Here is a 24,983-nt window from a genome sequence, read left to right as displayed (position 1 = left end):
GATATGGACAAAATTGCATTTATTGGCCTTGGTAACATGGGTGCGCCTATGGCTAAGAATCTACTTAAAGCGGGCTTGAACGTCGAAGTATTTGATTTGAACCCAAACGCAGTTGAGGAGTTGACCGCATTGGGCGCTTCAAGTGCCGATTCCGTTCAGCAGGCAGTACAAGGTGTTGATGTGGTTGTCACTATGCTGCCAGCGAGCCAACACGTTCAAAGCGTTTATCTTGGTCAAGATGGCATATTAGATAGCGTCGAATCAGGCACCTTGCTGATTGATTCATCCACCATCGATCCTGCGACTGCTCGTTTGGTTGGCGAAAAAGCATCGCAACTTGGTATAAGTTTTGTTGATGCACCAGTATCTGGTGGCGTTGCGGGCGCAGCAGCAGGTACGTTAACTTTCATTGTTGGCGGCTCGCAAGAGAACTTTGTTCAAGCCAAAGCGGTGCTTAGCCACATGGGTAAAAACATCTTCCATGCGGGCGATGTTGGAGCTGGTCAGGTCGCGAAGATCTGCAATAACATGATGTTGGGCATTTTGATGAGCGGCACCTGTGAAGCACTAAATTTAGGGATGGAAAACGGACTCGATCCCAAAGTGCTTTCCGACATCATGTTGCAAAGTTCAGGGCGTAACTGGGCGCTAGAGCTTTATAACCCTTGTCCAGGTGTGATGGAAAATACGCCTGCAAGCAATGGTTATCAAGGCGGCTTTATGAGCCAGTTAATGGCTAAAGATCTGGGTCTTGCGATGGAAGCGGCGGTTGCCAGTCAAACATCAACGCCAATGGGCAGCTTGGCTCGTAATCTGTTTAATTTTCACAACGGTCAGGGCAACGGGCAAAAAGATTTTTCAAGCTTGTTTGAGTTCTACCAAAAGCAAAATCAGGCCTAAGGAGCGCTTATGGAGTTAGCAAATAAGGTCATTGCGATCACGGGGGCAGGGCAGGGGCTGGGTAAACAAATGGCACTGTCACTGGCGGAAAATGGCGTTCATCTTGCGCTTATCGACCTCAATTCAGAGCAACTGGCTGAAACGAAAGCGGAATGTGAATCTCTCGGCGTTACCGCTCGTTTTTATGTGACGAACGTGACTGACGAACAGCAGGTGTGCACTGCTTTTGAGCAAATTGAGGCAGATTTCAAGCAGCTCAATGGCGTTATCAATAACGCAGGTATTATGCGTGATGGTATGTTCATTAAAGTCAAAGATGGTCAGGTTAACACGATGTCGCTGGAACAATTTCAGTCTGTTCTAGATGTGAATGTAACAGGCACTTTCCTGTGTGGCCGTGAAGCGAGCAAGGTAATGCTGAACACCGATAGCAAAGGGGTTCTGATCAACATATCCAGCGTTGCGCGTGCCGGGAATATTGGTCAAACCAACTATTCAGCATCTAAAGCGGCGGTAGCCACCATGGCAACGGTGTGGGCGAAAGAGTTAGGGCGTTTCGGAATTCGCTCAGTGGCGATTGCTCCGGGTGTCATCAAAACTGCCATGACAGACCAAATAAAACCTGAAGCGATGGAACGTTTAATCGGAATGATTCCGGTTGGACGTTTAGGTTTGGCGGATGAAATTTCATCGACCATAAAATACGTGTTAACCAACGAATTCGTGACCGGACGAGTGTTCGAAGTCGATGGCGGAATGCGAATGTAACCCCCTCTGCAACATAAAAAAAGGGGAGCGAGTTTGATTGTCCGCTTCCTTCCACTTTCTTCTTTCTTTTATTGCTTCTATCTGAAAAATGTATTGGATGCATGGTCGACTGCTATCTCATCGAACGGTATAAAAATTGATTCTATTTCTAATGTGAATGGTTAGTTCTATATTGCTTGTCATGTAAATGTATCAACTCACAACTAAGACGATCTTTTGTCTCACTAACGAGATCATTATTCTTGGTGTGTAAAAAACACTCTCATTGGTTGTATTGTGACCGAAAACTATTTCGGCATCTAAAGATGGTGATTTATTATTCAGCGCAAAATACATGGGAATATGAGGCTGACTGAATAACCTTCAGTTGTCTTAATAATAAATAATCAGAATTCTCAATTACACTGAAGTAACTACCCATTAGGGAAGAGCAATAATGTCACTATTTCATTCGCTTAGGACGATGCCGCTATTATTGGGGTGTCTGTGTTTTTCTGTTCAGGCCTCCACAGAAAAGGTGGAACAGGAAGGTAAGTTTTTACAGTCGTTAGAAGGCATCGAAAATCAAATTTACGCATTACCTCAGAGTTCTTTAGCTTTGATTGAAGCGTTAGAAGAAGAGTCTTTGCTACAAAACCAACCAACAGCGCTGTTGGTGCGTTACTGGCTTGCCAAGGCCACGGTTTTAGAGCTGCTAGGGCGCGTAGAAGAGAGTCAGAGTGTCGTTCAAAAAGGATTGGAGCTTGTGCGTCCACAGAGCCATGAGTATCTCCTGTTTAAGTTGATTCAGATGCGAACTATGGTTGGAAAGAGCGATATCGATACCGCGCTTTCTGCGTTGGATAGCTTGTTGGAAACATCGCGTGAGAATGGTGATAAGCAACTTGAATCAGAAATCCTGTTGCTAAAAGGACGCTATTACGATGAGCAAGGTGAGTTTAAAAAATCTTATGCTGCACTTATGTCGTCCATGGATGCGGCTGAATCTTCAGGTGTTCACGGGCTGGTCGAACGTGCAGCACTAGAGCTAGGTGACGTACTTGTCAAAATTCAGGGTTACGACCGATCTGAGGCGCTTTTGGAACAAGCATATCGCTATTTTAGGGATAGGCGTATGTCGTTCAATGAGTTGTTGAGCGTTTTGACGATAGCGAAACTTCATAAAGCACAGTTCCAATACGAAGAGGCGATAGCGTCATATCAGCGAGCGTTAAAGCTGGCTCAAATTATCGGTGATGGACGCTTTAGATTTCGAGTTAACCTTGAACTTGCAGCTTTATATCGTGAGACGAATCAAGAAAAGAAGATGGTTAACCACTTGAAGCTGGCGGAGAATTTACAGTACAGAGAAACGTCTAGCGCGTATTTGGCAACATTTAAGTTGTTACAAGCCGAATATATGTTAGAGCAGCAGCAATTTGAAATACTTTTAGCGATGATCGCGCCAATGCTGCCGGAGATTATAGAGAGTCGATACGTCAAGCAACAGCAAATGGAGCTACTAAAAGTCGCCGCTATGGCCTATGCGGGAAGCAATGACTTTAAACTAGCATTCGAAACTTACGGTAACTATCACGATAAATTTATCCAATTTAGCAATCAAAGAGAAGTTGAAAATCTTGAGCGCCAGCAGACGTTATTTGAGTTGGAACGACTTGAATATGAGAACGAAGATCTCAACTGGAACAATGTTTTGCAGCGTATGGAGCTAGAAAATAACCGTCGTACTTTTTACTTATTAGGTGAAGCGCTACTTGCGCTCATCGGTGTTCTATTTTTGATGGCGGTAGTATTTCTCGTCGTCAATCGCTCGCGTTTGAGAATGCGTCGCCTCGCAAAGACAGACACATTGACAGGGTTGTTCAATCGCCGTTTTTTAGAGGACTGGTTCACTAAGCCAGTAGAAGTGAGGCGTGAGCGAAAAGAGAAACCGGTACCTCAATCTAAGCAAGAAAAGATACAACACTTTGTTTATGAGCAAGTCGAGCAAGTTAAGTACGGTTATCTAGCTTTAAATAAATGGGTAGATAGCAAACTCGATAAACAGAAAATGGTGCCAAATAAACCACAATCGGGGCCAGTAACTTTAGCGTTAATCGATGTGGATTATTTCAAGCAGGTAAATGATACCTATGGGCATGTGTTTGGAGATACCGTACTAACGGGCGTTGCCAAAGTGTTGGAGGAAACTGTACGTGAGAACGACATTGTTGCTCGCTTTGGTGGGGAAGAGTTTGTTGTTGTTATGCCCAATACAGACCATAAAAACGCCCTTATTACTGCAGAACGTTTACGTAGCGCTTTATCCCTACATGGCTTTGTTACGGAACAGAAAGAAGAAGTGAGAGTGACCTGTAGTTTTGGAGTCGTTACCACTGAAGATAATGAGATGAGTTTTAAATCACTTTGCGATCAGGCCGATAAATTGCTTTATCAAGCGAAAGCGAACGGACGCAACTGCGTGAAAGGTCGCTCGCTAGCGTAACAGAAATCAAGAGTTCAGGCTCATCGCACGATGAATCTGAACTTATCCCTCCCATTTACTTTGATAGCCAAGTGACTTTGAGATCCTTGCTTCGAATATAAAACGCTGAATCTAACATCTTAAAGTCACTTGGCGATATTACTTAAAAATGGCTTAAGGATATCGAATCGCATATTCATGGCGTTCAATATAACCTCTCTCTTTGCCTTCTTCACCTTCAAAGTGCGAATGCCACTTGTGTCTACAAAACTATAACAAACTAGTGTGTCTATTCTTTGTACAAATAAACCGTGTACAGGTGAAATGATTAGTGGTCGATATAAATTTTTTGTGGCACAGATTTTTGTTGTTCAAAAATCAACTCGTTCATAATCGTTTTAAAAATAGAGTAAGAGTTAAGTATTTGATTTTGTTTTTCTTGTTTGTTTGTTCTTAAACTAAAATCTAGTTATCCCGACAAGTTCTTACCGAGCGATTTTTCGTACACCCTCAACTTTTCATCCTTTTTTACTAACATTTTTCTTTAAAAATAATTTGAGTTCGAATTAATTTTCAGGCATTTTATATTTAACTAACCGTTCAATTAAAAATAACAGGGACGCAAAATGCCAAAGGTGGGGATGCCTGAAATCAGAAAACCGCAGCTTGTGAAAGCGACAATGTCAGTGATTGATAGAGTCGGTTTACACGCGGCGAGTATTTCGTTAATCAGCAAAGAAGCCGGTGTATCAACGGGGATTATCAACCACTATTTCGGTGGTAAGCACGGATTGCTGGAGGAAACGATGCGAGAAATCTTGCGTCAGCTTTCGTCCACTATCACACAGAAGTTACGTGAGCTGCCAAGTGATGCTCATCACCAAAGAATTAATGCAATCATTGACGGTAACTTTGTCGGCTATCAGGCAGAAAACCAAGTTGCTAAGACTTGGCTGGCGTTTTGGTCGTACTCAATGCATGACGAGCAGCTCAAGCGTTTACAGCGTGTCAACGAACGACGTCTATTGTCCCACCTAAGAAAAGAACTCAAAGCATTATTAAATGCAGAGCAGGCTGAATTGGTTGCTCATGGTATTGCATCACTTATTGATGGAATTTGGCTGCGCGGAACGCTCAACCCGCAAGGCATTGATGCAGAAAGAGCGAGAATCATCATCAACGATTATCTCGAAAAACAACTTACGTTTTATTCTGAAAAAATATAAAAGTTACAGGTCTTCAAAATGGAAATGAAAGCACACTATATCAATGGTGCGATGTACGACGGGTGTTCAGATGAACACTTCACCACTTACAATCCGGCGAATGGTGAGCCATTGGCCAACATTAAACAAGCGAACCAAGACGATCTTCAAGCAGCGATTGAATCGGCAAAAAAAGGTTTTGCTGCATGGTCGGCGATGACTGCGATTGAGCGCAGCCGTATTTTACACAAAGCCGTTGCCATTTTACGTGAGCGTAATGACGAGTTGGCTGCATTGGAAGTGGCAGATACTGGTAAGCCCATTCAAGAAGCTATCGCGGTTGATGTCACAACAGGTGCCGATGTTCTTGAGTACTACGCTGGCCTTGCTCCAAGTCTACAAGGTGAACAGCAGCCACTCAGCGACGACCAGTTTTTCTATACACGTCGTGAGCCATTGGGCATTTGCGCGGGTATTGGCGCTTGGAATTATCCAATTCAAATTGCGATGTGGAAATCGGCGCCAGCACTGGCTGCGGGCAACGCAATGATCTTCAAGCCATCAGAAGAAACACCATTAACGGCGCTTAAGCTCGCCGAAATTTATTCAGAAGCGGGCATGCCAGATGGCGTATTTAATGTCGTGCAAGGGGATTACCGAGTAGGACAGATGCTAACGGCGCATCCTGATATCGCAAAAGTGTCATTCACAGGTGAGTCAGGCACCGGTAAAGTCGTCATGAGTGACAGCGCTAAGACACTAAAACAAGTAACGATGGAGCTTGGTGGTAAGTCTCCACTGATTATTTTTGATGATGCGAAGTTAAACGATGCCGTTTCTGCGGCCATGGTGGCGAACTTCTACACCCAAGGTGAGGTTTGTACGCACGGTACACGTGTATTTGTCCATGAAGGTATTTATGACGACTTTATCGCACAGCTTAAAGCCCGAACCGAGTTGTTAGTCGTCGGCGATCCGCTTGATGAGAACACGCAAATTGGCGCGCTAATCTCTAAAGATCATGAATCGAAAGTTCTAGGAGCGATTGAAGCCGCGAAAGCGAGTGGCGCGACGTTACTGACTGGCGGCTACAAAGTAACAGACAATGGCCTAGCTAATGGTAACTTTGTTGCTCCAACCGTATTTGTCGATTGCGATGATGACATGAGCCACGTTCAACAAGAAATCTTTGGCCCGGTAATGTCAGTTCTGAAATTCCGCGATGAGTCGGAAGTGATTGCGCGTGCAAATGGCACCGATTATGGCTTAGCGGCAGGTGTATTTACTCAAAACCTATCTCGTGCGCACCGTGTGATCCATCAAGTTCAAGCGGGTATTTGTTGGGTGAACACATGGGGTGACTCACCTGCGGAAATGCCAGTTGGCGGCTACAAGCAATCAGGTGTTGGCCGTGAAAACGGAGTCGAAACCCTTAAACATTACACACAAACGAAGAGTGTTCTGGTTCAGCTAAGCGACTTCGAAAGCCCTTACAAATGATACTACTCATAGTAGATAACTGACCACTTTAGCTTGTTAAAATGCTCGATAACTACGTTGTCAATTTTGATTGTAGGTTAACTACTTATCAAAATTTCCGCCTTGTTCTCAAGCATTTTTCCTACGCTAATTTCGTTCACTTATCTACGGTGATGAGTATTAACTCCTAGGAGAATAAAAATGCAACAACACTACGATTACATCATCGTCGGTGCGGGTTCGGCCGGCTGTGTGTTAGCGGATCGCTTAAGTGAAAGTGGTCAAAATTCGGTCCTATTACTCGAAGCGGGTGGGTCGGATAAAAGTATTTTTATCCAAATGCCAACAGCGCTTTCTTACCCGATGAACACTGAAAAATACGCGTGGCAGTTTGAGACGGTTGAAGAGCAAGGGTTGGATGGTCGCCAACTTCATTGTCCTCGCGGAAAAGTTCTGGGCGGTAGCTCATCTATCAACGGCATGGTTTACGTTCGCGGACACGCTTGTGACTTTGACCAGTGGGAAGAGGAAGGCGCGAAAGGCTGGAATTATCAGTCGTGTTTGCCTTATTTCCGTAAAGCAGAGTCTTGGATTGGTGGTGCTGATGAATATCGGGGTGATCACGGTCCAGTCGGCACATGTAACGGCAACGATATGAAGCTCAACCCGCTGTACCAAGCTTTTATTGATGCAGGCAAAGAAGCTGGCTACCCAGAAACAAAAGATTACAACGGTTATCAGCAAGAGGGCTTTGGCCCAATGCATATGACCGTCGACAAAGGCGTACGCGCTTCGACCTCTAATGCATACTTAAGCCGTGCTAAAAAACGCAAAAACTTCACCCTAATGAAGAGGGTGACGGTTCATCGAGTTTTATTAGAAGAAACTGGTGCAGAAGGAAAGAAAGCGGTAGGCGTTGAATTTGAAAAGTCAGGTTCAATTCAGCAATGTTTTGCGAATAATGAAGTGATTTCGAGTGCGGGTTCGGTTGGCTCCGTTCAGCTGTTGCAGCTTTCAGGCATTGGCCCTAAGGCAGTATTAGAAAAAGCGGGCATTGAGGTGAAACACTCGTTGGAGGGAGTAGGTAAAAACCTGCAAGATCACTTAGAAGTGTACTTCCAATATCACTGTAAACAACCTATCACGCTCAACAGCAAATTAGGTTTGGTGAGCAAGGGCTTGATTGGCACTGAGTGGATATTAACTCGCAAAGGCCTTGGTGCGACTAACCACTTTGAATCGTGTGCATTTATCCGCTCTCGAGAAGGGCTAAAGTGGCCAAATATTCAATATCACTTCTTGCCAGCGGCAATGCGTTATGACGGGCAAGCTGCTTTTGATGGTCATGGTTTCCAAGTGCACGTTGGACCTAACAAGCCAGAAAGTCGCGGGTCGGTCGAAGTTGTCTCTGCGAATCCGAATGATAAGCCGAAGATTGAGTTTAACTACATTTCCACTGAACAAGATAAGCAGGATTGGCGTGATTGTATTCGCCTTACTCGCGAGATCCTCAATCAGCCAGCCATGGATGAGTTTCGTGGGGACGAGATCCAACCCGGTCTGAACATCACAACGGATGAACAGATTGATGAATGGGTGAAGCAAAACGTCGAGAGTGCTTACCATCCATCTTGTACCTGCAAAATGGGCGCAGATAATGACCCATTAGCCGTCTTAAATGAGCGATGCCAAGTACGCGGTATTCAAGGCTTGCGTGTGGTGGACTCTTCTATTTTCCCAACCATTCCGAACGGTAATTTAAATGCGCCAACGATTATGGTGGCAGAACGCGCCGCGGATATGATTTTGGATAACGCCCTAGAAACGTCGAACAACGTACCAGTTTGGATTGCACCGGACTGGCAAGAGATGCAACGAATGCATCCGCCAAAAAGAGATCTCGATTCGATCTCATAAAATGAAAAAGTCAGTAATCATTACAAGGAATTCAACATGTCTAAGATGACAAAAATCTTCTCAACAATTGCACTAAGTACTTTAGCAACAGGCGCTTACGCCAACCAATGTGAAACGGTTCGTTTCGCAGATGTAGGTTGGACTGACATCACTGCGACCACTGCCGTTACATCAGAGTTACTTAAAGGGTTGGGGTACAAAACGAAGACTGATCTTCTGTCTGTGCCTGTAACTTACTCCTCTATGGCTAATGGCGATATCGACATTTTCTTAGGTAACTGGATGCCAACGATGGAAGGTGATATCGCGAAATACCGTGATGCAGGTACTGTTGAAACCGTACGCGCGAACCTCGTTGGCGCAAAGTACACGCTAGCGGTTCCAAAATACGTTTATGACGCAGGCGTAACCAACTTCGCTGACCTAGTAAAACATGCCGACAAATTTAAAGACCGCATTTACGGCATTGAACCAGGAAACGATGGCAACCGCTTAATTCAGTCAATGATTGATAGCAACGCATTCGGCCTAAAAGATTTCAGCCTAGTTGAGTCCAGTGAAGCTGGCATGGTGTCTCAAGTATCACGTGCCGCACGCCGCAATCAATGGATTGTGTACCTAGGTTGGGCGCCGCACCCAATGAATAGTAACGTTGAAATGGAATATCTAGCGGGTGGTGATGACTTCTTCGGTCCTAACTACGGCGGCGCGAACGTCTACACAAACGTACGTAAAAATTACCTCGCTGAGTGTCCAAATGTAGGTCAGCTAGTGAAAAATCTAGAGTTTAACCTAGAAATGGAAAATGAACTGATGGAAGCGATTCTTAACCAGAAACAGAAGCCATCAAAAGCAGCGCAAGCATGGTTGAATGCAAACCAAGAGCAAATTGAAGCGTGGCTAGAGGGCGTGAAAACGGTAGATGGCCAAGATGCGCTAACAGCTATTACAAACTACTTAAAAACAAACGCTTAATAAGCAGTATTTGAGCTCGTTTTTTTAAAAGAAAGTGGGCAGAGTTTTGCCCGCTTCATTAACACAAAGGTTTTATTTTGAATTTTATTACGGACAACAAACTACCGTTGGGCCAATGGATGGAAACTGGCGTCGATTGGTTAACCATCAATGCATCGGGTTTTTTCGATGCAATCTCTATTACACTTGAAACGATCATTCTTTTCGTGGTGGACATTTTTAAATGGATGCCACCTGCAGCGCCAATCATTATGACGGCGGCAATTGCTTGGTTCTTACATCGCAGCATTCCTCTTGTCGTATTTATCGTGTTGGCCTTACTCGCAATTCTCAACCTTGGTTACTGGCAAGAAATGCTGGAAACCTTTGTCCTTGTGTTTGCAGCGACAACGATTTCCGTATTAATTGGCGTGCCGTTGGGCATTATGGCGGCGCACCGTCCTTGGTTATACACCTTGTTGCGGCCAATACTCGATTTGATGCAGACCGTACCGACATTCGTTTACCTAATTCCAACCTTGGTTCTGTTTGGCTTAGGTATTGTCCCTGGTCTAATCTCGACCATCATTTTCGCTATCGCTGCGCCAATTCGATTGACGTACCTCGGCATTATTAAAGTTCCGGAGGAGCTACTTGAAGCGGGTAAAGCATTTGGTGCCAGCCGCATGAAGTTGCTGTTTAAGGTGGAGTTGCCTGCGGCATTACCAAGTATTATGGCCGGTGTTACGCAATGTATTATGTTGTCTTTGTCTATGGTTGTCATTGCGGCGCTTGTTGGTGCTGATGGGCTTGGTAAGCCAGTCGTACGTGCACTGAATACGGTAAACATTTCACAAGGTTTTGAAGCGGGTTTAGCGATTGTACTCGTTGCCATCATTCTTGATCGCTTGTGTAAAGCACCAAACCAGAAGGAGGCATAATCATGGACGCTATTACTATTAAAAATCTTGATGTCGTTTTTGGTCAGCAACAAGCACAGGCGCTAGCACTACTAGATCAAGGGAAGTCTCGACAAGAAATCATTGATGAAACTGGCCAAGTGGTTGGGGTTGATAATGTTTCGCTGAACGTGAAACAGGGTGAGATCTGTGTCTTGATGGGGCTTTCGGGCTCGGGTAAATCAAGTTTGCTGCGAACGGTTAACGGATTGAACGATATCTCTCGTGGCTCTCTGAAAATCAAAGATGGCGACGATATGGTTGAGCTCTCTAACTGTGACGAACAGAAGCTGCGCCACCTTCGTACGCACCGCGTGTCCATGGTGTTTCAGAAGTTTGCATTGATGCCATGGTTAACGGTGTTAGACAATGTAGCGTTTGGTCTAGAGATGCAAGGCATTGGTAAAGCTGAGCGCCGTAAAAAAGCGCGTGAACAGCTCGAAATGGTCGGTTTGTCTGAGTGGGAAACGAAATTCCCGCACGAGCTCTCTGGTGGTATGCAGCAGCGTGTTGGCCTAGCGCGAGCGTTCGCGATGGACACAGATATCTTGTTAATGGATGAGCCGTTTTCAGCGCTTGACCCATTGATTCGTGCTCAGCTTCAAGATGAATTGATTCTGCTGCAAGAAAAGCTAAACAAAACCATTCTTTTTGTGAGTCACGACTTGGATGAGGCGCTTAAAATCGGCAACAACATCGCCATTATGGAATCAGGAAAGCTGATTCAACATGGCAAGCCAGAACAGATCATTCTTGCTCCAGAAAACGATTATGTGGCGGACTTTGTTGCTCACACTAATCCATTAAATGTGCTGAAGGGACGTTCCTTAATGCGTGACGATTTGGTTCGCGAAGATACGCGTGTTCTGATTTGCCCTGATAAAGATATTTGGGTGATACAAGAGAGCAAGGGGTTAAGTTTAGCGGATAAAGGTAAATCGTTGATTCAATGGAAGAGCGATTCTTCGAACCTTGATGAAGTTAATGAAAACTCTCTGGTTCAGGTTAGCCCAGAAATCAGTATGCGAGAAGCGATTGAACTTAAACAGCGCAGCAATCAGCCTCTGCTTATGGTTGAAGATAATAAGCTGGTTGGTGTGTTAAGCGACAATGAGCTTTACGATGCATTGCTTGGTAATTTTAAGTCAGAGCAAGTTGCGTAACGTTGACGCAGAACCAAGTAAAAAAGAGCCGCACATTAATGCGGCTCTTTTTAGTTTAAACAATGAGTTAAGTCGCTAAGCTAAGACAATGGTCGACTATAGAGTCGTAATTACCTCATCCATTGCAAGGCGTGCTTTTGGAAGACCATGATTGTAATCTTCCCCATCTTTATGGTAGCCAATCGCCAGCGCAACTTCACAAATATGGCCCTCGAGCTCTTCTTTAAACTCTTCTCCAATCAGAGCCGGATCGACACCTTCCATCGGTGTTGAATCAATGCCTAGTCGTGCCAATGTGTGTAGTAGGTTGCCTAGTGCCAAATAGACTTGTGCTTTTGTCCAGTTTCCGTTGAAGCCATTTTCGTCCGTATTTGCATCGGCAAAAGCGTAAGCACCCATAAAGTTGTTGTACATCTCCGCTGGCAAGTGGCCAGATGTTACTTCTGCATCCACACGTTTCGCAAATTTCTCTTTAGTAAATTTAGGATCGTAAGCAAACAGAATCGTATGTGATGCGGCTTTCGCGTGTGGTTGGTTAAACTGGTGCATATTTGCAAACGTATTGTGGAAACGTTGCTTCGCTTCATCACTTTCAATAACGATGAATTTCCATGGTTGTGAGTTGATAGAAGACGCCGACAAACGCAGTGCTTCTTTGATTATCGCCATGTCTTCTTGAGAAACGCGCTTGGTTTCATCATATTTTTTTGCAGTGTAACGGTTATTTAGATCGGTAATGATTTGATGGGACACGTTTATATCCTCTTTATGTGATGACAGATGAGGATGCACTAGCATCGAAAACCATGCGTACCTCGAATATGGGTTCATGATAATGGATATTTTTTCATTGATAAGAGGGTGTTTATTTAAATCACTTTTTACTTTTTGTTGAAAATCGATGTGAGTTGATCGATTTGAAACTTAAAAGTCCTTATTTGGAAGCTTTTATTTGATATTAAATTAAACTCATATTGAGGCGTAGGGGAAAGCAACATGAACGTGATTGAAGTTTTTAATGATAGCTATGAACGTTGTACTTCAGATCAGGAGTTTTTCGACTTGTTCTACAAAAATTTATGGTCGAAAAGCGCCAACTTTAGACAGAAGTTTGACGGTATAGACATGCACCAACAAGTGAGAATGCTTAGAGGGTCTATCGTGTTTTTTATGATGGCAGATACCTCGACCGAAGCGCACAAAATGGTGGAAAAGTATGGGAAAAAGCATGCAAGTGCAGATATTGGTATAGAGCCGCAGGATTTTGATGTTTGGCTTGAGAGTTTGTTAGAAACGGTTCGGCAGTGTGATTCTGGGTACGATGCCGATGTTGAAACCGCTTGGCGAACATGCTTTAAAACGGGCTTAGAAGTAATGAAACAAGAATGTGATAAAGAAGATGGGCACATCCTTAAAGCGAGTACCAAATAAGGAAGTAACGTGAGTGGTCGTTACTTCCTAGGGGCAGAATCTTACTTATCTTGTGTCTCTTTATTCTTTTTCACCGCTTCGGCGATATCACTGACAGCTTCGACAAGATTGATCGGCATTGGAAAAATAATAGTGGATGTTTTGTCTGTAGTGATTTCAGTGAGTGTCTGCATGTAACGTAATTGCAGTGCATTCGGTGCTTCGTTGAGCATTTGCGCTGCTTCTTTTAATTTATTTGAAGCCTCTAACTCACCAGTAGCGTGAATGATCTTCGCCCTACGGTTACGTTCTGCTTCTGCCTGACGGGCTAGGGCTCTGACCATGCTGTCATTTAAATCAACATGTTTGACTTCAACCGTAGCAATCTTGATTCCCCAGTCATCAGTCTGTTGATCGAGAATGGATTGTAAATCCTTATTGAGGCGTTCTCGCTCTGATAGCAATTCATCGAGTTCATGCTGACCCAATACCGAGCGCAGCGTGGTTTGTGCTAACTGACTGGTGGCATCGCTGTAGCTTTCAATATTGTTAATCGCCATTTGAGGATCGACTACGCGAAAATAAACGACCGCGTTGACGCGCACAGAAACGTTATCTTTGGTAATTAAATCTTGTGTCGGCACATCCAAAACGACAGTACGTAAATCAACCCTCACCATTTGCTGAATAAATGGGATAAGGATGATCAAACCAGGTCCTTTGACTTCTTGAAATCGACCAAGAAAGAACACAACCCCACGTTCGTATTCTCTCAAAACCTTGAACATTTGGGTCGCTAGTGCGAACAGCAGCACCACGATCACCGCAACGGTATAGAGCATCATAAAGCGCCTCCTATTTATTTTGGCGGTCATCAGGCATCACAGTTAAGGTCAGCCCTTTAACATTAACAATGGTGACGTGATCACCTTGTTTGAATTGTTGATGGTCTTTGGCTTTAGCTCGCCATAACGCACCGTTGAGTTGAACGCGTCCTTCGCCATCGATAAAGTCATCGCTTACCACGGCGACCTTCCCAGGGTAAGTCTCTAAACCCGTCGTTACACGCCGGCGACGAATTTTGAGCAGCAGGCCGACGGTCAGCACGATTAGAGCCACGGAAAATATGGCAATACCAAAAATCAAAGGAAGGGCGATCTGGAATCCTGGTAACTCACTGTCCATGAGAAATATCGAACCGAGTACAAAGGCGACAACGCCGCCTAAGCCCAAAATACCAAAGCTCGGGCTGAATGCTTCCGCTATCATTAGTGCAATACCGAGTAACAGCAGACCAAGACCTGCGTAGTTGACGGGCATCATTTGTAGTGCGTACATGGCAAGAAGCAGACAAATCCCACCTAGCACACCGGGTAAGCCAATTCCTGGGTTGTAAAATTCAAGAAGTAAACCGTAGATGCCGATGAGCATTAGAATGTAGGCAACGTTTGGATTGGTTATAACGGCTAGCATTTCTGCTCGCCAGTCGGGTGTTCTTTCAATCCATACGGGATTTTCCAGTGACAATGTCACATCACGATTGTTAACTTTAACAGTTTGTCCATCAATGGCTTTGACTAAATCCTCTGGTGAGTTGGCTATATAATCAATAACGTTTAATTCCAATGCCTCTGTGGCGTCCAAACTCGCTGCTTCGCTCACTGCTTTCTCTGCCCACTCTGCATTTCGGCCATGAAGCTTTGCTAAGCCTTTAATATAGGCTCTAGCATCATTAATCACCTTTTTCTCCATTGCGGTTTTCGCGGGAACTTTCTCTGAACCTTCGTTGGTTCCTTCTGGCGTTTCTTCCGCGTTTTGATCTTTGCCATCATCCGATGAAGGAGGTTGAGGCGTACCACCTAACGCGACGGGCGTTGCAGCTCCGAGGTTTGTCGCTTCAGCCATGGCGGCTACGTGACTAGCGAGCAAGATGTATGTTCCTGCACTGGCAGCTCTAGAACCAGATGGGCCGACCCAAGTTGCAATGGGAGTCGAGGAGGTGGTAATCGCGTGAATAATATCTCGCATTGCGCTATCTAAGCCGCCTGGTGTGTCCATCTCTAAGATCACTAAACTGACACCGTTTAGTTGAGCTTCTTCTATTTCACGAGATAAATAGTCGCTAGTAGCAGGCCCTATAGCGCCTTTGACAGGAACAATCCAAACGGTATTCGCCAGTGCTTGACTGGCAATCAAGAGTAAAGGTAAGAACCATATCCATAGTCGTTTCATGCAGTCCTCCTTGTGTGGTCACAGGGACTTTTTGAAATCCTAATTCAAGTATATCCAAATAACTTAGAGATGCTTGAGTATAGGTTCTAATGAATAAGTTCCCGAGGCTAATTAGGAGACTACATTTTTATATATAAACGCTGTGTGAGATAGTAAACTAAAGCAAATTATTGGTAATTGTGATGTTTATGTTTATTGTTCAGCGTTTGATTAAGTTGGCCGTTATCTGTGCCGTATTCTTTACTATTTTCGATCTGATCTCGTATGGAGAGGTGACTTGGTTTCAACGGTTTTTGGCTTTTCTACACTAAACTCAGATTTCAATACGTTAGCTACTCATAAGGCGATAGGTTTCTTCCTATTCGCCTTATTACTCCCTCTTCAACCAAAGCCTTAAACAAAGCAATACTTAACTCGTTTTTTCAACTTCCTGTCGGTGGAAAAAACGCCAAAATGCAACTAAGTTCATATCAATGATAAGTTTAAGGTATGTAGTTGATGAGGCAATTCAGCGCAATCGCACTAGCTGTTGTAACACTCATTTTGAGCCAAACAACAACCGCAAGAAACGCGAAGATGTTAGGTGATATCTCCCTAGTTCAGCCCATACAGGGTGATCCTAATGTGGATATTAAGCTAGCGAGAATTGGCTGGCATCTCTTCCGCGATCCTCAATTATCGTCAAATGGTAATGTCAGCTGCGCGACATGCCACAATCTGCAAACCAATGGCGCTGAAAATACACCTGTCTCTACGGGGGTGAAAGGTGATGGAATTAGAAATTCTATAACAGTGTTTAATGCAGCGTTAAATTATCGTTTTTTATGGGATGGTATGGAAAACACCTTGATGGCTCAGATTGATGGTCCAATCCATAATCCAATGGAAATGGATTCAAACTGGCAAACAATAGAGCAATATGTAAAAGAGAGTGAACATTATCAAGCTCTATTTAATCGTGACGGTGAATTGCCGATTAACGTTCATAATATCAAGTCCGCTATTGTGGAGTTTGTTGAAGGGCTGCAGACGCCTGGCGCACCATTCGATGCTTACTTATTGGGTTACACGCATGTACTGAGTGAACAGCAAATCAGAGGTTGGAAAACATTTCAGACTTCAGGTTGTGTGCAGTGTCATCAGGGCAAAAATATCGGCGGAGCGATGATCCAAAGGTTCGCCTATTTCAAGGATAAGCCAGTAGTAGAGGACTCGGGCAGGCAACTCGTTACGATAGAAGATGAAGAGCGATTCTATTTTAGAGTAGCCAGTTTACGCAATGTCGCGCTAACGAGTCCTTATTTTCATAATGGGCAAGTCGATAAGTTATCCGACGCGATACAAATCATGGCTAAAACCCAGCTCGGTATAACGATGAACGATGAGAATGTCGCGGACATTGAAGCATTCTTGCAGTCGTTGACAGCACCTAGACCCATAATTTTAGAGGTGTTGGAAAATGAATAAATTCAAACTGATCAACTTTTGCTTTTTTATTGGGATACTGACGTGCTGCACACTGGCGTATATGTCGTATATGAATTCAAAAAACGCTCAAGAATTTCATGCTGGGCTAATGAATATCGGACATGAGTTGATTGAAGAGCGTGATGTTATCGTGAACCGATATGCCGTTGAAGATAGGAAAAACTATGAGTTAACAACATCTTTAGTAGAGATAGAAATCGCAGTACAGGCACTGTTGGAATCATCAAAGGCATCAGTTTGGTTTCCCGTGACACCCAATCGTATAAAAGTTAGGGATACGCTTGAACAGTTTAAGGAGCGAGTGCTTCAAACAACGTTGAAGCTTGATATGTTAATTGGTGTTCAGGTAGAAAATCGGTATGCATTACTCATGTTGTTCAATTTATATCAGCAAGATGTTTCTACCGAGAGCGGTCAATCTTTGGGTGGCAGTCGTTATTTTGAATTTCTCAACCAGTTGCTTCTAACACAAACTGAAGTTGAGAGTGAAAAGGAAGCGAACTTCCTTAAACGGCTTCAAACGAGTGATAAAAGAATTGAATTGCTGACGAATGAACTGCTTGATCACACTTATATTGAGTTTGTCGAAAGCTCAGAGCATCGGTTACTCAATATTGCTCAAAGTGAGGCGCGTTTTACGTGGTTGTTTGTATTTATCGCGGTGATGTTTCTAGTTAGCGCGTTTGTTTATCAGTCACATCACCGAATGCATAGCTTAAAACAGTTGAATCTTGAAATTGAAGAGGCGAGAAACAAAGCCGAGCGAGCGGCAAAAGCAAAATCAAATTTTCTTGCTGCAATGAGTCACGAACTAAGAACGCCGATGAATGGTGTACTAGGGCTTTCTCAAATGATTGCAGAAGAGACCAAAGAGCCGACGACGAAAGAGCACATTAGGGTTATTCTTGATTCTGGCCAGCATCTGATGACGATCCTCAACGATATTTTGGATTTTTCTAAAGTTGAAGAAAACAAACTGGAATTTGAGCAAGCTAAGTTTAAGCTCGATCAAGTGCTTTCTCCGGTGTGTAGCGCAATAAAACCACTTGTTGATGAAAAAAATATCGAGTTAATCTTGGAAAACGAGGTTTCTGAATATACTGAATTTACTGGAGATTGTGCGCGTTTACGACAGATCTTGTTTAATCTCGCCGGTAACGCGGTGAAGTTTACCAATGAAGGGCATGTGCTGGTTAGAACTGAGTTAGATGAATCGAATCAGTTGTTGGTCATGCGCGTGAGCGACACCGGTATTGGTATTGCGCCAGACAAGCACGAGCATATTTTTAACTCGTTTGAGCAAGCAGACTCATCAACGACTCGAAGGTTCGGCGGAACAGGGCTTGGGTTAGCCATCGTCAAAAAACTAACCGATTTGATGGGTGGCCATATTACTCTGAAGAGTATAGAAGGCGTTGGAAGTCAATTTATCGTTGAGTTGCCGATTCCTTGGGTAGAATCTGCTCCGAAAAAGCAGCAAGAAGCACCGAAACCTCGCGCAAAATCACACCATTTAAAGATACTACTTGCTGATGATAACCGTGTGAATGCCATTGTGGCAAAAGGGTTTTGCGAAAAGCTTGGGCATGAAGTGGAAGTTGCAGAAAATGGATTAATCGCGGTTAAAAAGGCGAAAGAGAACGAGTACGACCTGATCTTGATGGACAACCATATGCCCGAGATGAATGGCGTTGAGGCGACACGCGTTATCCGACAAGAGTTAGGTATCAAGACATTACTCTTTGCGTACACGGCAGACGTATTTCGTGAAGCTCACGATAGCTTTATCGAAGCAGGAGCAGACCATGTGCTTACGAAACCGCTACAGCATGAGAGCTTTTCAGACGCTCTCAAACAGTTTGCCGCCAGACTCGAACCGAAACAGAATCCGCCACTAACGAGTGACAGCAATGTGCTTCAATTGCAACGTAAGCCAATCGAGAACTTAAGGTTAACAGAGGAAGAACTCTCCCGTTCAGGCATGTTTACTTCTTTACGAGATGAGCCAGAAGCGCTCGACGAGTTGCTAAAAAGCATTATTGTCGATTTTGAGACTTCTGTTGATGAACTTATTGAATACTTTATGGCTGAAGACTTTGCTTCATTAGAGCTGACGTTGCACAAAACGAAAGGGATGGCACTGAACCTAAGTTTACCTATTTTGGCGAGCCAAACGGAGGCCCTGGAAACTCAACTTAAAGCCAACCAAAGTCCCGAGATTGAGCAGTTGCAGATGCTGATCAATCGGTTACAGGTCAACATCCATCAGTCTCATAGACTTTTGGATGATATCCAGAAGAACAATGCCGATCCTCAACAGATTTTATAGTCCCTGTGAGTGCGATGCTTTCCTTAACTCATTTTGTTGTGGTTTACTGTGGCAAGGACGGATAGTGTTGATTCGTCGTCGGAAAATCAGGGAGTTAGAATGAGTAAGCATTCCGCTTTAATCAAATGGCATCGTAAAGCTGGCGAAGAGTTTAGTGATAATAAGTATAGTAGGGCACACATTTGGCAATTTGATGGAGGGTTGCAAGTCCCAGCATCTCCATCTCCCCACGTAGTACCATTACCACTATCCGTAGAAGAAAATGTTGATCCAGAAGAAGCGTTTGTCGCGGCACTTTCTAGTTGTCATATGCTCGTTTTCTTGTCTATTGCAGCAAAGCGGCGTTACGTTGTGGACAGTTACTTAGATGAAGCGGTAGGGGAGCTTGAAAAAGGCGAAAACGGAAAAGAGTGGGTATCAAAGGTAACGTTAAACCCTAAGATAACATTCTCAGGTGAAAAACAACCGACACCATCTCAATTAGAAAAACTGCACCACATGGCCCATGAGAATTGCTTTATCGCCAACTCCGTTAAAACAGAAGTGACAACGCTTATTGCGAATTAAGTGGAGCTCTTTATCAAAAAGCGCGGCCTATTGCGGAGTTATATTAAGCCAGCAGTCATCCTGCTGGCTCGTTCATCTAGACGACACCTTGCTCAATCATTGCATCAGCGACTTTTCTAAAGCCTGCAATGTTGGCGCCTAAAACTAAATTTCCAGGTTGGCCAAACTCTTTACTGGTTTCGTTTGCATTGATGAAAATATTTTTCATGATGGTTTGCAACTGACTATCCACTTGTTCAAACGTCCAGTTTTGCATGCTGGCGTTTTGCGCCATTTCAAGTTGACTGGTTGCAACGCCGCCTGCATTGGCTGCTTTGGCAGGCCCATAAGCTATGTCCGAGTCCACGATAATATTGGCAGCATCACGGGTGGTTGGCATGTTCGCCCCTTCACTAATCAAAATACATCCGTTTTCGATAAGAGCCAGTGCGTCGTCTGACGTTAATTCATTTTGAGTCGCACAAGGGAAGGCAGCATCAGCCTGATATCGCCAAACAGCATGTCCTTCATTAGGATAGTCGCCCTCTGGTGTGTATTCTGCTTCAGGGTAAGTTTCTAAATATTCTTCTAAGCTTGCTCTTTTCACTTCTTTCAGTTGTTTTAGGAGCTTAAGATCAATACCGTGCTCATGATAGATCGTACCTCGAGAGTCGCTGCATGTAACCGGCGTTGCTCCCATATGGTACAGTTTTTCAATGGCGTAGATAGCCACGTTGCCAGCACCAGAAACGAGGCAAGTTTTCCCTTTCAATGAATCGTTGCGGTCGTTGAGCATGCATTCTGCAAAATAGACGGCGCCATATCCTGTCGCTTCTTTTCTGGCGAGTGATCCACCCCAAAGAAGACTCTTGCCTGTAAGCACACCTTCGTAGCGCCCCGTCAATCGTTTGTATTGACCAAACATATAGCCAATTTCGCGCGCCCCGACGCCGATATCGCCTGCGGGAACATCGGTGGCAGGACCGATATGACGGTACAACTCGTTCATAAATGATTGGCAAAATCGCATGATCTCGCCGTCGGATTTTCCTTTAGGATCGAAGTTTGAACCGCCTTTGCCGCCACCGATAGGAAGGCCAGTCAGTGCGTTTTTAAAGATTTGCTCAAAGCCGAGAAATTTTATGATGCTCGCATTGACTGAGTGATGGAATCTCAATCCTCCTTTGTACGGCCCCAAAGCAGAGTTGAATTCAACTCGATAACCTTTGTTTACTTGTACATTTCCAGCATCATCAACCCAAGGAACTCGAAACATGATTTGACGTTCTGGCTCGACGATCCTCTGGATAATCGCTTGTTCCTTATATTTATTATTGCCTTCTATTACCGGCGCGAGAGAAGTTAATACTTCTTCTACCGCTTGGTAAAATTCTTTTTGCGCAGGGCTACTGTGTTGCAACGCAACAATAGTATCGTGTATGTATGACATAGATTTCTTCCTTGATGTGAATAAGCAATCAGTTTATATGAATGTATTTCCATTAAATAGTGATTTTGACCAAGATTCAATGGTTGTAGTGGTATTTCCTGCGGATGAGAATGTGCAGCTTATAACCCGGGCAGTGTTGGTTGAGATAGGTAGGGTGAGCTAAGTAAGCGGGTGGTTGAGTGATCAGTTTCACATATAACAAGCAGAAATCACTTTAGTCGATGTTGTTGTGCAGTTACGCAAATTGTTTATGTTAACGTCATGTTAAAGTTTTTGTGTGTGATAACTTGTGAAAAGACAACTATATGGATGAGCTTAAGGTTCTGAACTCGTTTATTCAGCAGAATGGTCTACCAGCGTTTGGCCACCTTGATGGAATTCCAACATCGTTACAGCTAGATAAATTTACTTACCTCGATGAGATGGATAAGCCAGTGTCTAAGTGGCGCCGTTACCGCGATTATAAGCAGTTTCAGTTCGTCAATTTGGTCACACCTGATTACGTCATTGGAGTAGCGATTGCGGATATACGGTATTTAGCATCCGGCTTTTGCTACCTGTTTGATATTAAAAAGAATAAGTTGATTGAGCAACAATGGTTGAAACCTTTTAATATAGGTTATCAAACTCAGCCTTCCAGTTGGTGCAGTCTTGCCCATCTTGCTAACAAAAGAGTTCAGTTTTCTATTAAGGATGGTATTTGGCACGTCCACTTTGTGACAGAGTCAGTCAATGCGGATCTCTATTTACGTCCAGAAAATATGAGTTTGCCATTAATGTTGTGTACGCCAACAGGTTATGCGGGTTGGACATATACTCAGAAGCACAATGCGTTAGCAGTAGACGGTAACTTGTTCATATTAGGAAAAGAGCAAGATCTATCAGAGGTGGCTGCTGGTTACGATTTTTCCGCTGGGTACATGCGACGAGAAACAAGTTGGCGCTGGGCAAGTATCAATTGCTTTGAGGATGACAGGCGTCTGGGGTTGAACTTGGCAGCTGGCGTTAATGAAACTGGCTATTGCGAAAATGTATTGTGGATTAATGGTCAGCGTCACTTTTTGCAACCTGTGCAGTTTCAGTTTTCACGAAGTGATGAAGGGCAAAAGTGGCATATTACGTCGGAAGATAAACGAGTTAACTTACAGTTCACGCCTTTGAATCGACGCTCAGAGAAGAAAAATTTTTGGCTTCTCAAAAGTAACTTTCGTCAGTACATCGGTTATTTCTCTGGCTATCTTATCGATGGAAATGGCATCAAACATCAGTTAGAAGAAGTTATGGGTCTTACTGAAGATCACTATGCAAAATGGTAGAAACACAATGGATTGGACGCAGTTGATGGACCGCCCAGAATTACTTCTGATGATTCTGGCTCCAGTTTTCTTTTTCTGCATGCTTGCCGAATATTGGTTCGGACAAAGAAGGGGACGCTTGCCTGAAAGCGCGACGTATTACTTCCCTGAAGTAGCGTGTAATTTTGTTCTTGCGGGCTTACACCAAGCGACAGACATACTCACGGGTTTACTGATTGCTCAGTTGTATTTGTGGTGGTTTGATTGGCGTTTGTTTGATATCGAAATGAGCGTCTCAGCTTTTCTTTTACTTGTTGTCCTGCAAGATTTTTTCTATTACTGGTTTCATCGGGCTAGCCATCGTATTCGTTGGATGTGGGCCGCGCACGTTGTTCATCACAGTTCGGAAAGAATGAACTTCAGTACCGCCTTTCGTCAAAGTTTAATGTATCCGCTAGCGGGGATGTGGATTTTTTGGTTGCCCTTGGTGATTATTGGTTTTGAGCCAAAATGGGTTGTCTTCGTTGTGTTGTTTAATCTGGGCTTACAGTTTTTTGTTCACACCCAATCAGTTCGTTCGCTCGGGCCACTAGAGTGGGTATTTAACACGCCGTCTCATCATCGCGTTCATCATGGTGTGAACCGTCAGTACATCGACAAAAATTATGCGGGTGTATTAATTATTTGGGATCGAATGTTCGGAACGTTTGAACCAGAGGTGGAAACGGTTCGGTATGGGGTTTCTAAACCTGTAAACAGCTTTAATCCCATCCGCGTGACGTTTGCAGAATGGAAAGACATGTTTTATGACGTAACTCGACCAAACTTATCATGGAAACAACGCTGCCGCCGTTTGTTCGCTCCGCCATCGGATTTTTATGAGTAAATTGAGATAAAGAGATTGGAGCGGGCAGCGGGAATCGAACCCGCATCATCAGCTTGGAAGGCTGAGGTAATAGCCATTATACGATGCCCGCGCATCGATAGGACTCGGTTAATATGCCACACTGGACGAAAAAGAAAAGTCTTTTCTCATCAAATGTTTGTCAGTTGCCTAAAAAAGTAGCGGACTGATGTTAAAGTGTTCATTGTCTCTGGTTTTTTGTGGCACTCGCGATTTCGTTACTAAGCCTAGAGGCTTCCAATTAGGTCGTAAACACCGAATTCTTAGGTGTTTAGATGTTGATGATATTCAAGATTTTCTGTGTAAAGGTTAATCTCGTTTATTGAACAGTCACGTTTCATGGTCAAGACTAGATATTGAAATGATTACTTTTTACTGTTGATGCGTATGTATAACACAGGGTAATTCTGCTGAAACAGTCAGCTTAACCAAAGGAGATTTAACATGATGAGAGGTTTGATATTAGGGCTGGTGGTGATGCTGGTATCTGCTTGTACTACCGTTACAACCGATGTGGATAAACAAGCCGACTTTTCAGCTTACAGAACGTTTGACTTCGGTGCTCAGGCGGAAGCTCCTACCAGTATTGATGGTCGACGTATTGAGCAAGGGCTTGCTGAACAGCTTGAGAGTAAGGGTTTAATTAAGGTAAATAGTGGCGGTGACCTTTACGTACATCATGATATCGTAGAAGAATCCGAGCTTGTTTCTTCAGGATCGTCGGTGAGCTTTGGCTATGGCTGGAATAGCTTTGGTGTGATCACTTCAAGCCCAGAAAGATATAAAGAACGTAAGTATGGGAAGTTGGTGGTTGAACTGGTTGATGCAAAGGCTAATCAAGTCGTTTGGAAAGGCGTTTCAAGTCGTAAACTGTCTGAGTCATTGAGCTCTGAGAAAAGAGAATCTCTCATCCAAGAAGAAATCGCGAAGATGTTTGAAAGCTACCCTTACGGTGAAAAATAATTAGTATTCTTAACGATTAAGAATACTAATTGCCAATAGTTACGCACAGGGTTAAAAGAACTTATTATTTTGGTTTTGGTTACCTTTGTGCGTACGACCCTGATTGCTTTACTCGGACTACTTTTCTGCTTGTTGGCTCCGAGCATGAGCCTGGCGCACTCACACCCAAATTTTCTTTCCTTTCATAACCAGAATATTGCTGTTGACGCTAAGTCGAAGCACTTTTCAGAACATCCTATCTCTCCAATACAACAAGACTATCCGAGTTTAAACAGCCAGAATGTATTGAGGGTTAGCCATGCTAAGGAAATGAGCTCGAACGACGATGTAGAACCCGAATGGTTTGAAATGCTTGATGTAGCATGGTGGGCGCATCGTTCGGCAATTTACTCGATGAAGCGGCTAAAACGCATCGGCAATGAGGCTTTAGGTTGTTGTATTGAAAGTATTTTTACTCACTTTAAATACAGAATCGGAGTGAGAAAAGAATCGAATTTCATATACCGCTTTATACATGCTCGCTAACACACTCCATGTTTTTGCAACTTTTGGTTAAT

The 24,983-nt window shown here is 43.8% G+C and carries 21 protein-coding genes and 1 tRNA gene; 17 read left to right on the top strand and 5 right to left on the bottom strand.

What is annotated here, in order from left to right; translation table 11 throughout:
* Window positions 1-3 precede the first annotated feature (3 nt).
* From mmsB to choV, 9 genes are all read left to right on the top strand, one after another.
* Window positions 4-900 carry a 3-hydroxyisobutyrate dehydrogenase gene (mmsB, locus tag J4N40_RS19495; RefSeq protein WP_033906449.1) on the top strand — a complete coding sequence of 299 codons (897 nt, stop codon included), beginning with the start codon at window positions 4-6 and terminating at the stop codon, window positions 898-900.
* Window positions 901-909: 9 nt separating this feature from the next.
* On the top strand, window positions 910-1,668 hold the full coding sequence (locus tag J4N40_RS19490) for an SDR family oxidoreductase (RefSeq protein ID WP_033906450.1): 759 nt from the start codon (window positions 910-912) through the stop codon (window positions 1,666-1,668).
* 463 nt (window positions 1,669-2,131) lie between these two features.
* A complete protein-coding gene (locus J4N40_RS19485) occupies window positions 2,132-4,153 on the top strand; it encodes a diguanylate cyclase (RefSeq protein WP_372081377.1) in 2,022 nt (673 codons plus the stop codon).
* A gap of 605 nt (window positions 4,154-4,758) precedes the next feature.
* Window positions 4,759-5,358, top strand: a complete 600-nt coding sequence (betI, locus tag J4N40_RS19480) for a transcriptional regulator BetI (RefSeq protein WP_017820329.1) — start codon at window positions 4,759-4,761, stop codon at window positions 5,356-5,358.
* A gap of 18 nt (window positions 5,359-5,376) precedes the next feature.
* Entirely contained in the window at window positions 5,377-6,837 is a 1,461-nt protein-coding gene (gene betB, locus J4N40_RS19475) for a betaine-aldehyde dehydrogenase (RefSeq protein WP_064354705.1), read from the top strand.
* A 180-nt stretch (window positions 6,838-7,017) separates the two neighbouring features.
* Window positions 7,018-8,733 (top strand): choline dehydrogenase, encoded by a 1,716-nt coding sequence (gene betA / locus J4N40_RS19470; RefSeq protein WP_005373209.1) that lies wholly within the window; start codon window positions 7,018-7,020, stop codon window positions 8,731-8,733.
* 36 nt (window positions 8,734-8,769) lie between these two features.
* Window positions 8,770-9,708 (top strand): choline ABC transporter substrate-binding protein, encoded by a 939-nt coding sequence (locus tag J4N40_RS19465; RefSeq protein WP_005382646.1) that lies wholly within the window; start codon window positions 8,770-8,772, stop codon window positions 9,706-9,708.
* Between the two features lie 77 nt (window positions 9,709-9,785).
* A complete protein-coding gene (gene choW / locus J4N40_RS19460; RefSeq protein ID WP_005392552.1) occupies window positions 9,786-10,628 on the top strand; it encodes a choline ABC transporter permease subunit in 843 nt (280 codons plus the stop codon).
* 2 nt (window positions 10,629-10,630) lie between these two features.
* A complete protein-coding gene (gene choV, locus J4N40_RS19455) occupies window positions 10,631-11,809 on the top strand; it encodes a choline ABC transporter ATP-binding protein (RefSeq protein WP_017633664.1) in 1,179 nt (392 codons plus the stop codon).
* Window positions 11,810-11,905: 96 nt separating this feature from the next.
* On the opposite strand, the gene J4N40_RS19450 is transcribed toward choV, so the two are convergent.
* Window positions 11,906-12,562 carry an NAD(P)H-dependent oxidoreductase gene (locus J4N40_RS19450; RefSeq protein WP_017633663.1) on the bottom strand — a complete coding sequence of 219 codons (657 nt, stop codon included), beginning with the start codon at window positions 12,560-12,562 and terminating at the stop codon, window positions 11,906-11,908.
* Between the two features lie 243 nt (window positions 12,563-12,805).
* On the opposite strand from J4N40_RS19450, the gene J4N40_RS19445 reads away from it, so the two are divergent.
* Window positions 12,806-13,240 (top strand): globin, encoded by a 435-nt coding sequence (locus tag J4N40_RS19445; protein ID WP_017633662.1) that lies wholly within the window; start codon window positions 12,806-12,808, stop codon window positions 13,238-13,240.
* Window positions 13,241-13,281: 41 nt separating this feature from the next.
* Here J4N40_RS19445 and J4N40_RS19440 read toward each other — a convergent pair whose 3' ends face one another.
* Window positions 13,282-14,064, bottom strand: coding sequence for a slipin family protein (locus tag J4N40_RS19440; protein ID WP_005373196.1), 783 nt, complete (start codon window positions 14,062-14,064; stop codon window positions 13,282-13,284).
* A gap of 10 nt (window positions 14,065-14,074) precedes the next feature.
* Window positions 14,075-15,451 (bottom strand): NfeD family protein, encoded by a 1,377-nt coding sequence (locus tag J4N40_RS19435; RefSeq protein WP_053307604.1) that lies wholly within the window; start codon window positions 15,449-15,451, stop codon window positions 14,075-14,077.
* 498 nt (window positions 15,452-15,949) lie between these two features.
* On the opposite strand from J4N40_RS19435, the gene J4N40_RS19430 reads away from it, so the two are divergent.
* The 3 genes from J4N40_RS19430 (at window position 15,950) to J4N40_RS19420 (ending at window position 19,835) form a co-directional block, all read left to right on the top strand.
* Window positions 15,950-16,918, top strand: coding sequence for a cytochrome-c peroxidase (locus J4N40_RS19430; protein ID WP_318123497.1), 969 nt, complete (start codon window positions 15,950-15,952; stop codon window positions 16,916-16,918).
* Window positions 16,911-19,268 carry an ATP-binding protein gene (locus J4N40_RS19425; RefSeq protein WP_250654669.1) on the top strand — a complete coding sequence of 786 codons (2,358 nt, stop codon included), beginning with the start codon at window positions 16,911-16,913 and terminating at the stop codon, window positions 19,266-19,268. The genes J4N40_RS19430 and J4N40_RS19425 overlap by 8 nt, the downstream gene beginning before the upstream one ends.
* A gap of 99 nt (window positions 19,269-19,367) precedes the next feature.
* Window positions 19,368-19,835 carry an OsmC family protein gene (locus J4N40_RS19420; protein WP_005373176.1) on the top strand — a complete coding sequence of 156 codons (468 nt, stop codon included), beginning with the start codon at window positions 19,368-19,370 and terminating at the stop codon, window positions 19,833-19,835.
* A 76-nt stretch (window positions 19,836-19,911) separates the two neighbouring features.
* On the opposite strand, the gene gdhA is transcribed toward J4N40_RS19420, so the two are convergent.
* The gene (gene gdhA, locus J4N40_RS19415) at window positions 19,912-21,264 is read right to left on the bottom strand and encodes an NADP-specific glutamate dehydrogenase (protein ID WP_017633658.1); all 1,353 of its coding nucleotides are present in this window, start codon (window positions 21,262-21,264) and stop codon (window positions 19,912-19,914) included.
* A gap of 305 nt (window positions 21,265-21,569) precedes the next feature.
* Here gdhA and J4N40_RS19410 point away from each other — a divergent pair, with 305 nt between their 5' ends.
* Window positions 21,570-22,580, top strand: a complete 1,011-nt coding sequence (locus tag J4N40_RS19410) for a DUF2804 domain-containing protein (protein WP_053307607.1) — start codon at window positions 21,570-21,572, stop codon at window positions 22,578-22,580.
* A 7-nt stretch (window positions 22,581-22,587) separates the two neighbouring features.
* A complete protein-coding gene (locus tag J4N40_RS19405; RefSeq protein WP_182015899.1) occupies window positions 22,588-23,445 on the top strand; it encodes a sterol desaturase family protein in 858 nt (285 codons plus the stop codon).
* Window positions 23,446-23,461: 16 nt separating this feature from the next.
* Here J4N40_RS19405 and J4N40_RS19400 read toward each other — a convergent pair.
* A tRNA-Gly gene (locus J4N40_RS19400) sits at window positions 23,462-23,536 on the bottom strand.
* Between the two features lie 371 nt (window positions 23,537-23,907).
* On the opposite strand from J4N40_RS19400, the gene J4N40_RS19395 reads away from it, so the two are divergent.
* Together J4N40_RS19395 and J4N40_RS19390 are read left to right on the top strand one after the other, a co-directional pair.
* Window positions 23,908-24,426: a DUF4136 domain-containing protein gene (locus J4N40_RS19395; RefSeq protein WP_138940147.1), complete on the top strand. Its 519-nt coding sequence runs from the start codon at window positions 23,908-23,910 to the stop codon at window positions 24,424-24,426.
* A 144-nt stretch (window positions 24,427-24,570) separates the two neighbouring features.
* Window positions 24,571-24,951: a hypothetical protein gene (locus J4N40_RS19390; protein WP_250654668.1), complete on the top strand. Its 381-nt coding sequence runs from the start codon at window positions 24,571-24,573 to the stop codon at window positions 24,949-24,951.
* The last annotated feature ends 32 nt before the right edge of the window (window positions 24,952-24,983 follow it).

This window comes from Vibrio sp. SCSIO 43097, from assembly GCF_023650755.1.
GTDB classification, from domain to species: domain Bacteria; phylum Pseudomonadota; class Gammaproteobacteria; order Enterobacterales; family Vibrionaceae; genus Vibrio; species Vibrio alginolyticus.
The sequence above is the reverse complement of the archived record's forward strand: the minus strand, read 5'-3'. Positions and strand labels throughout refer to the sequence as shown.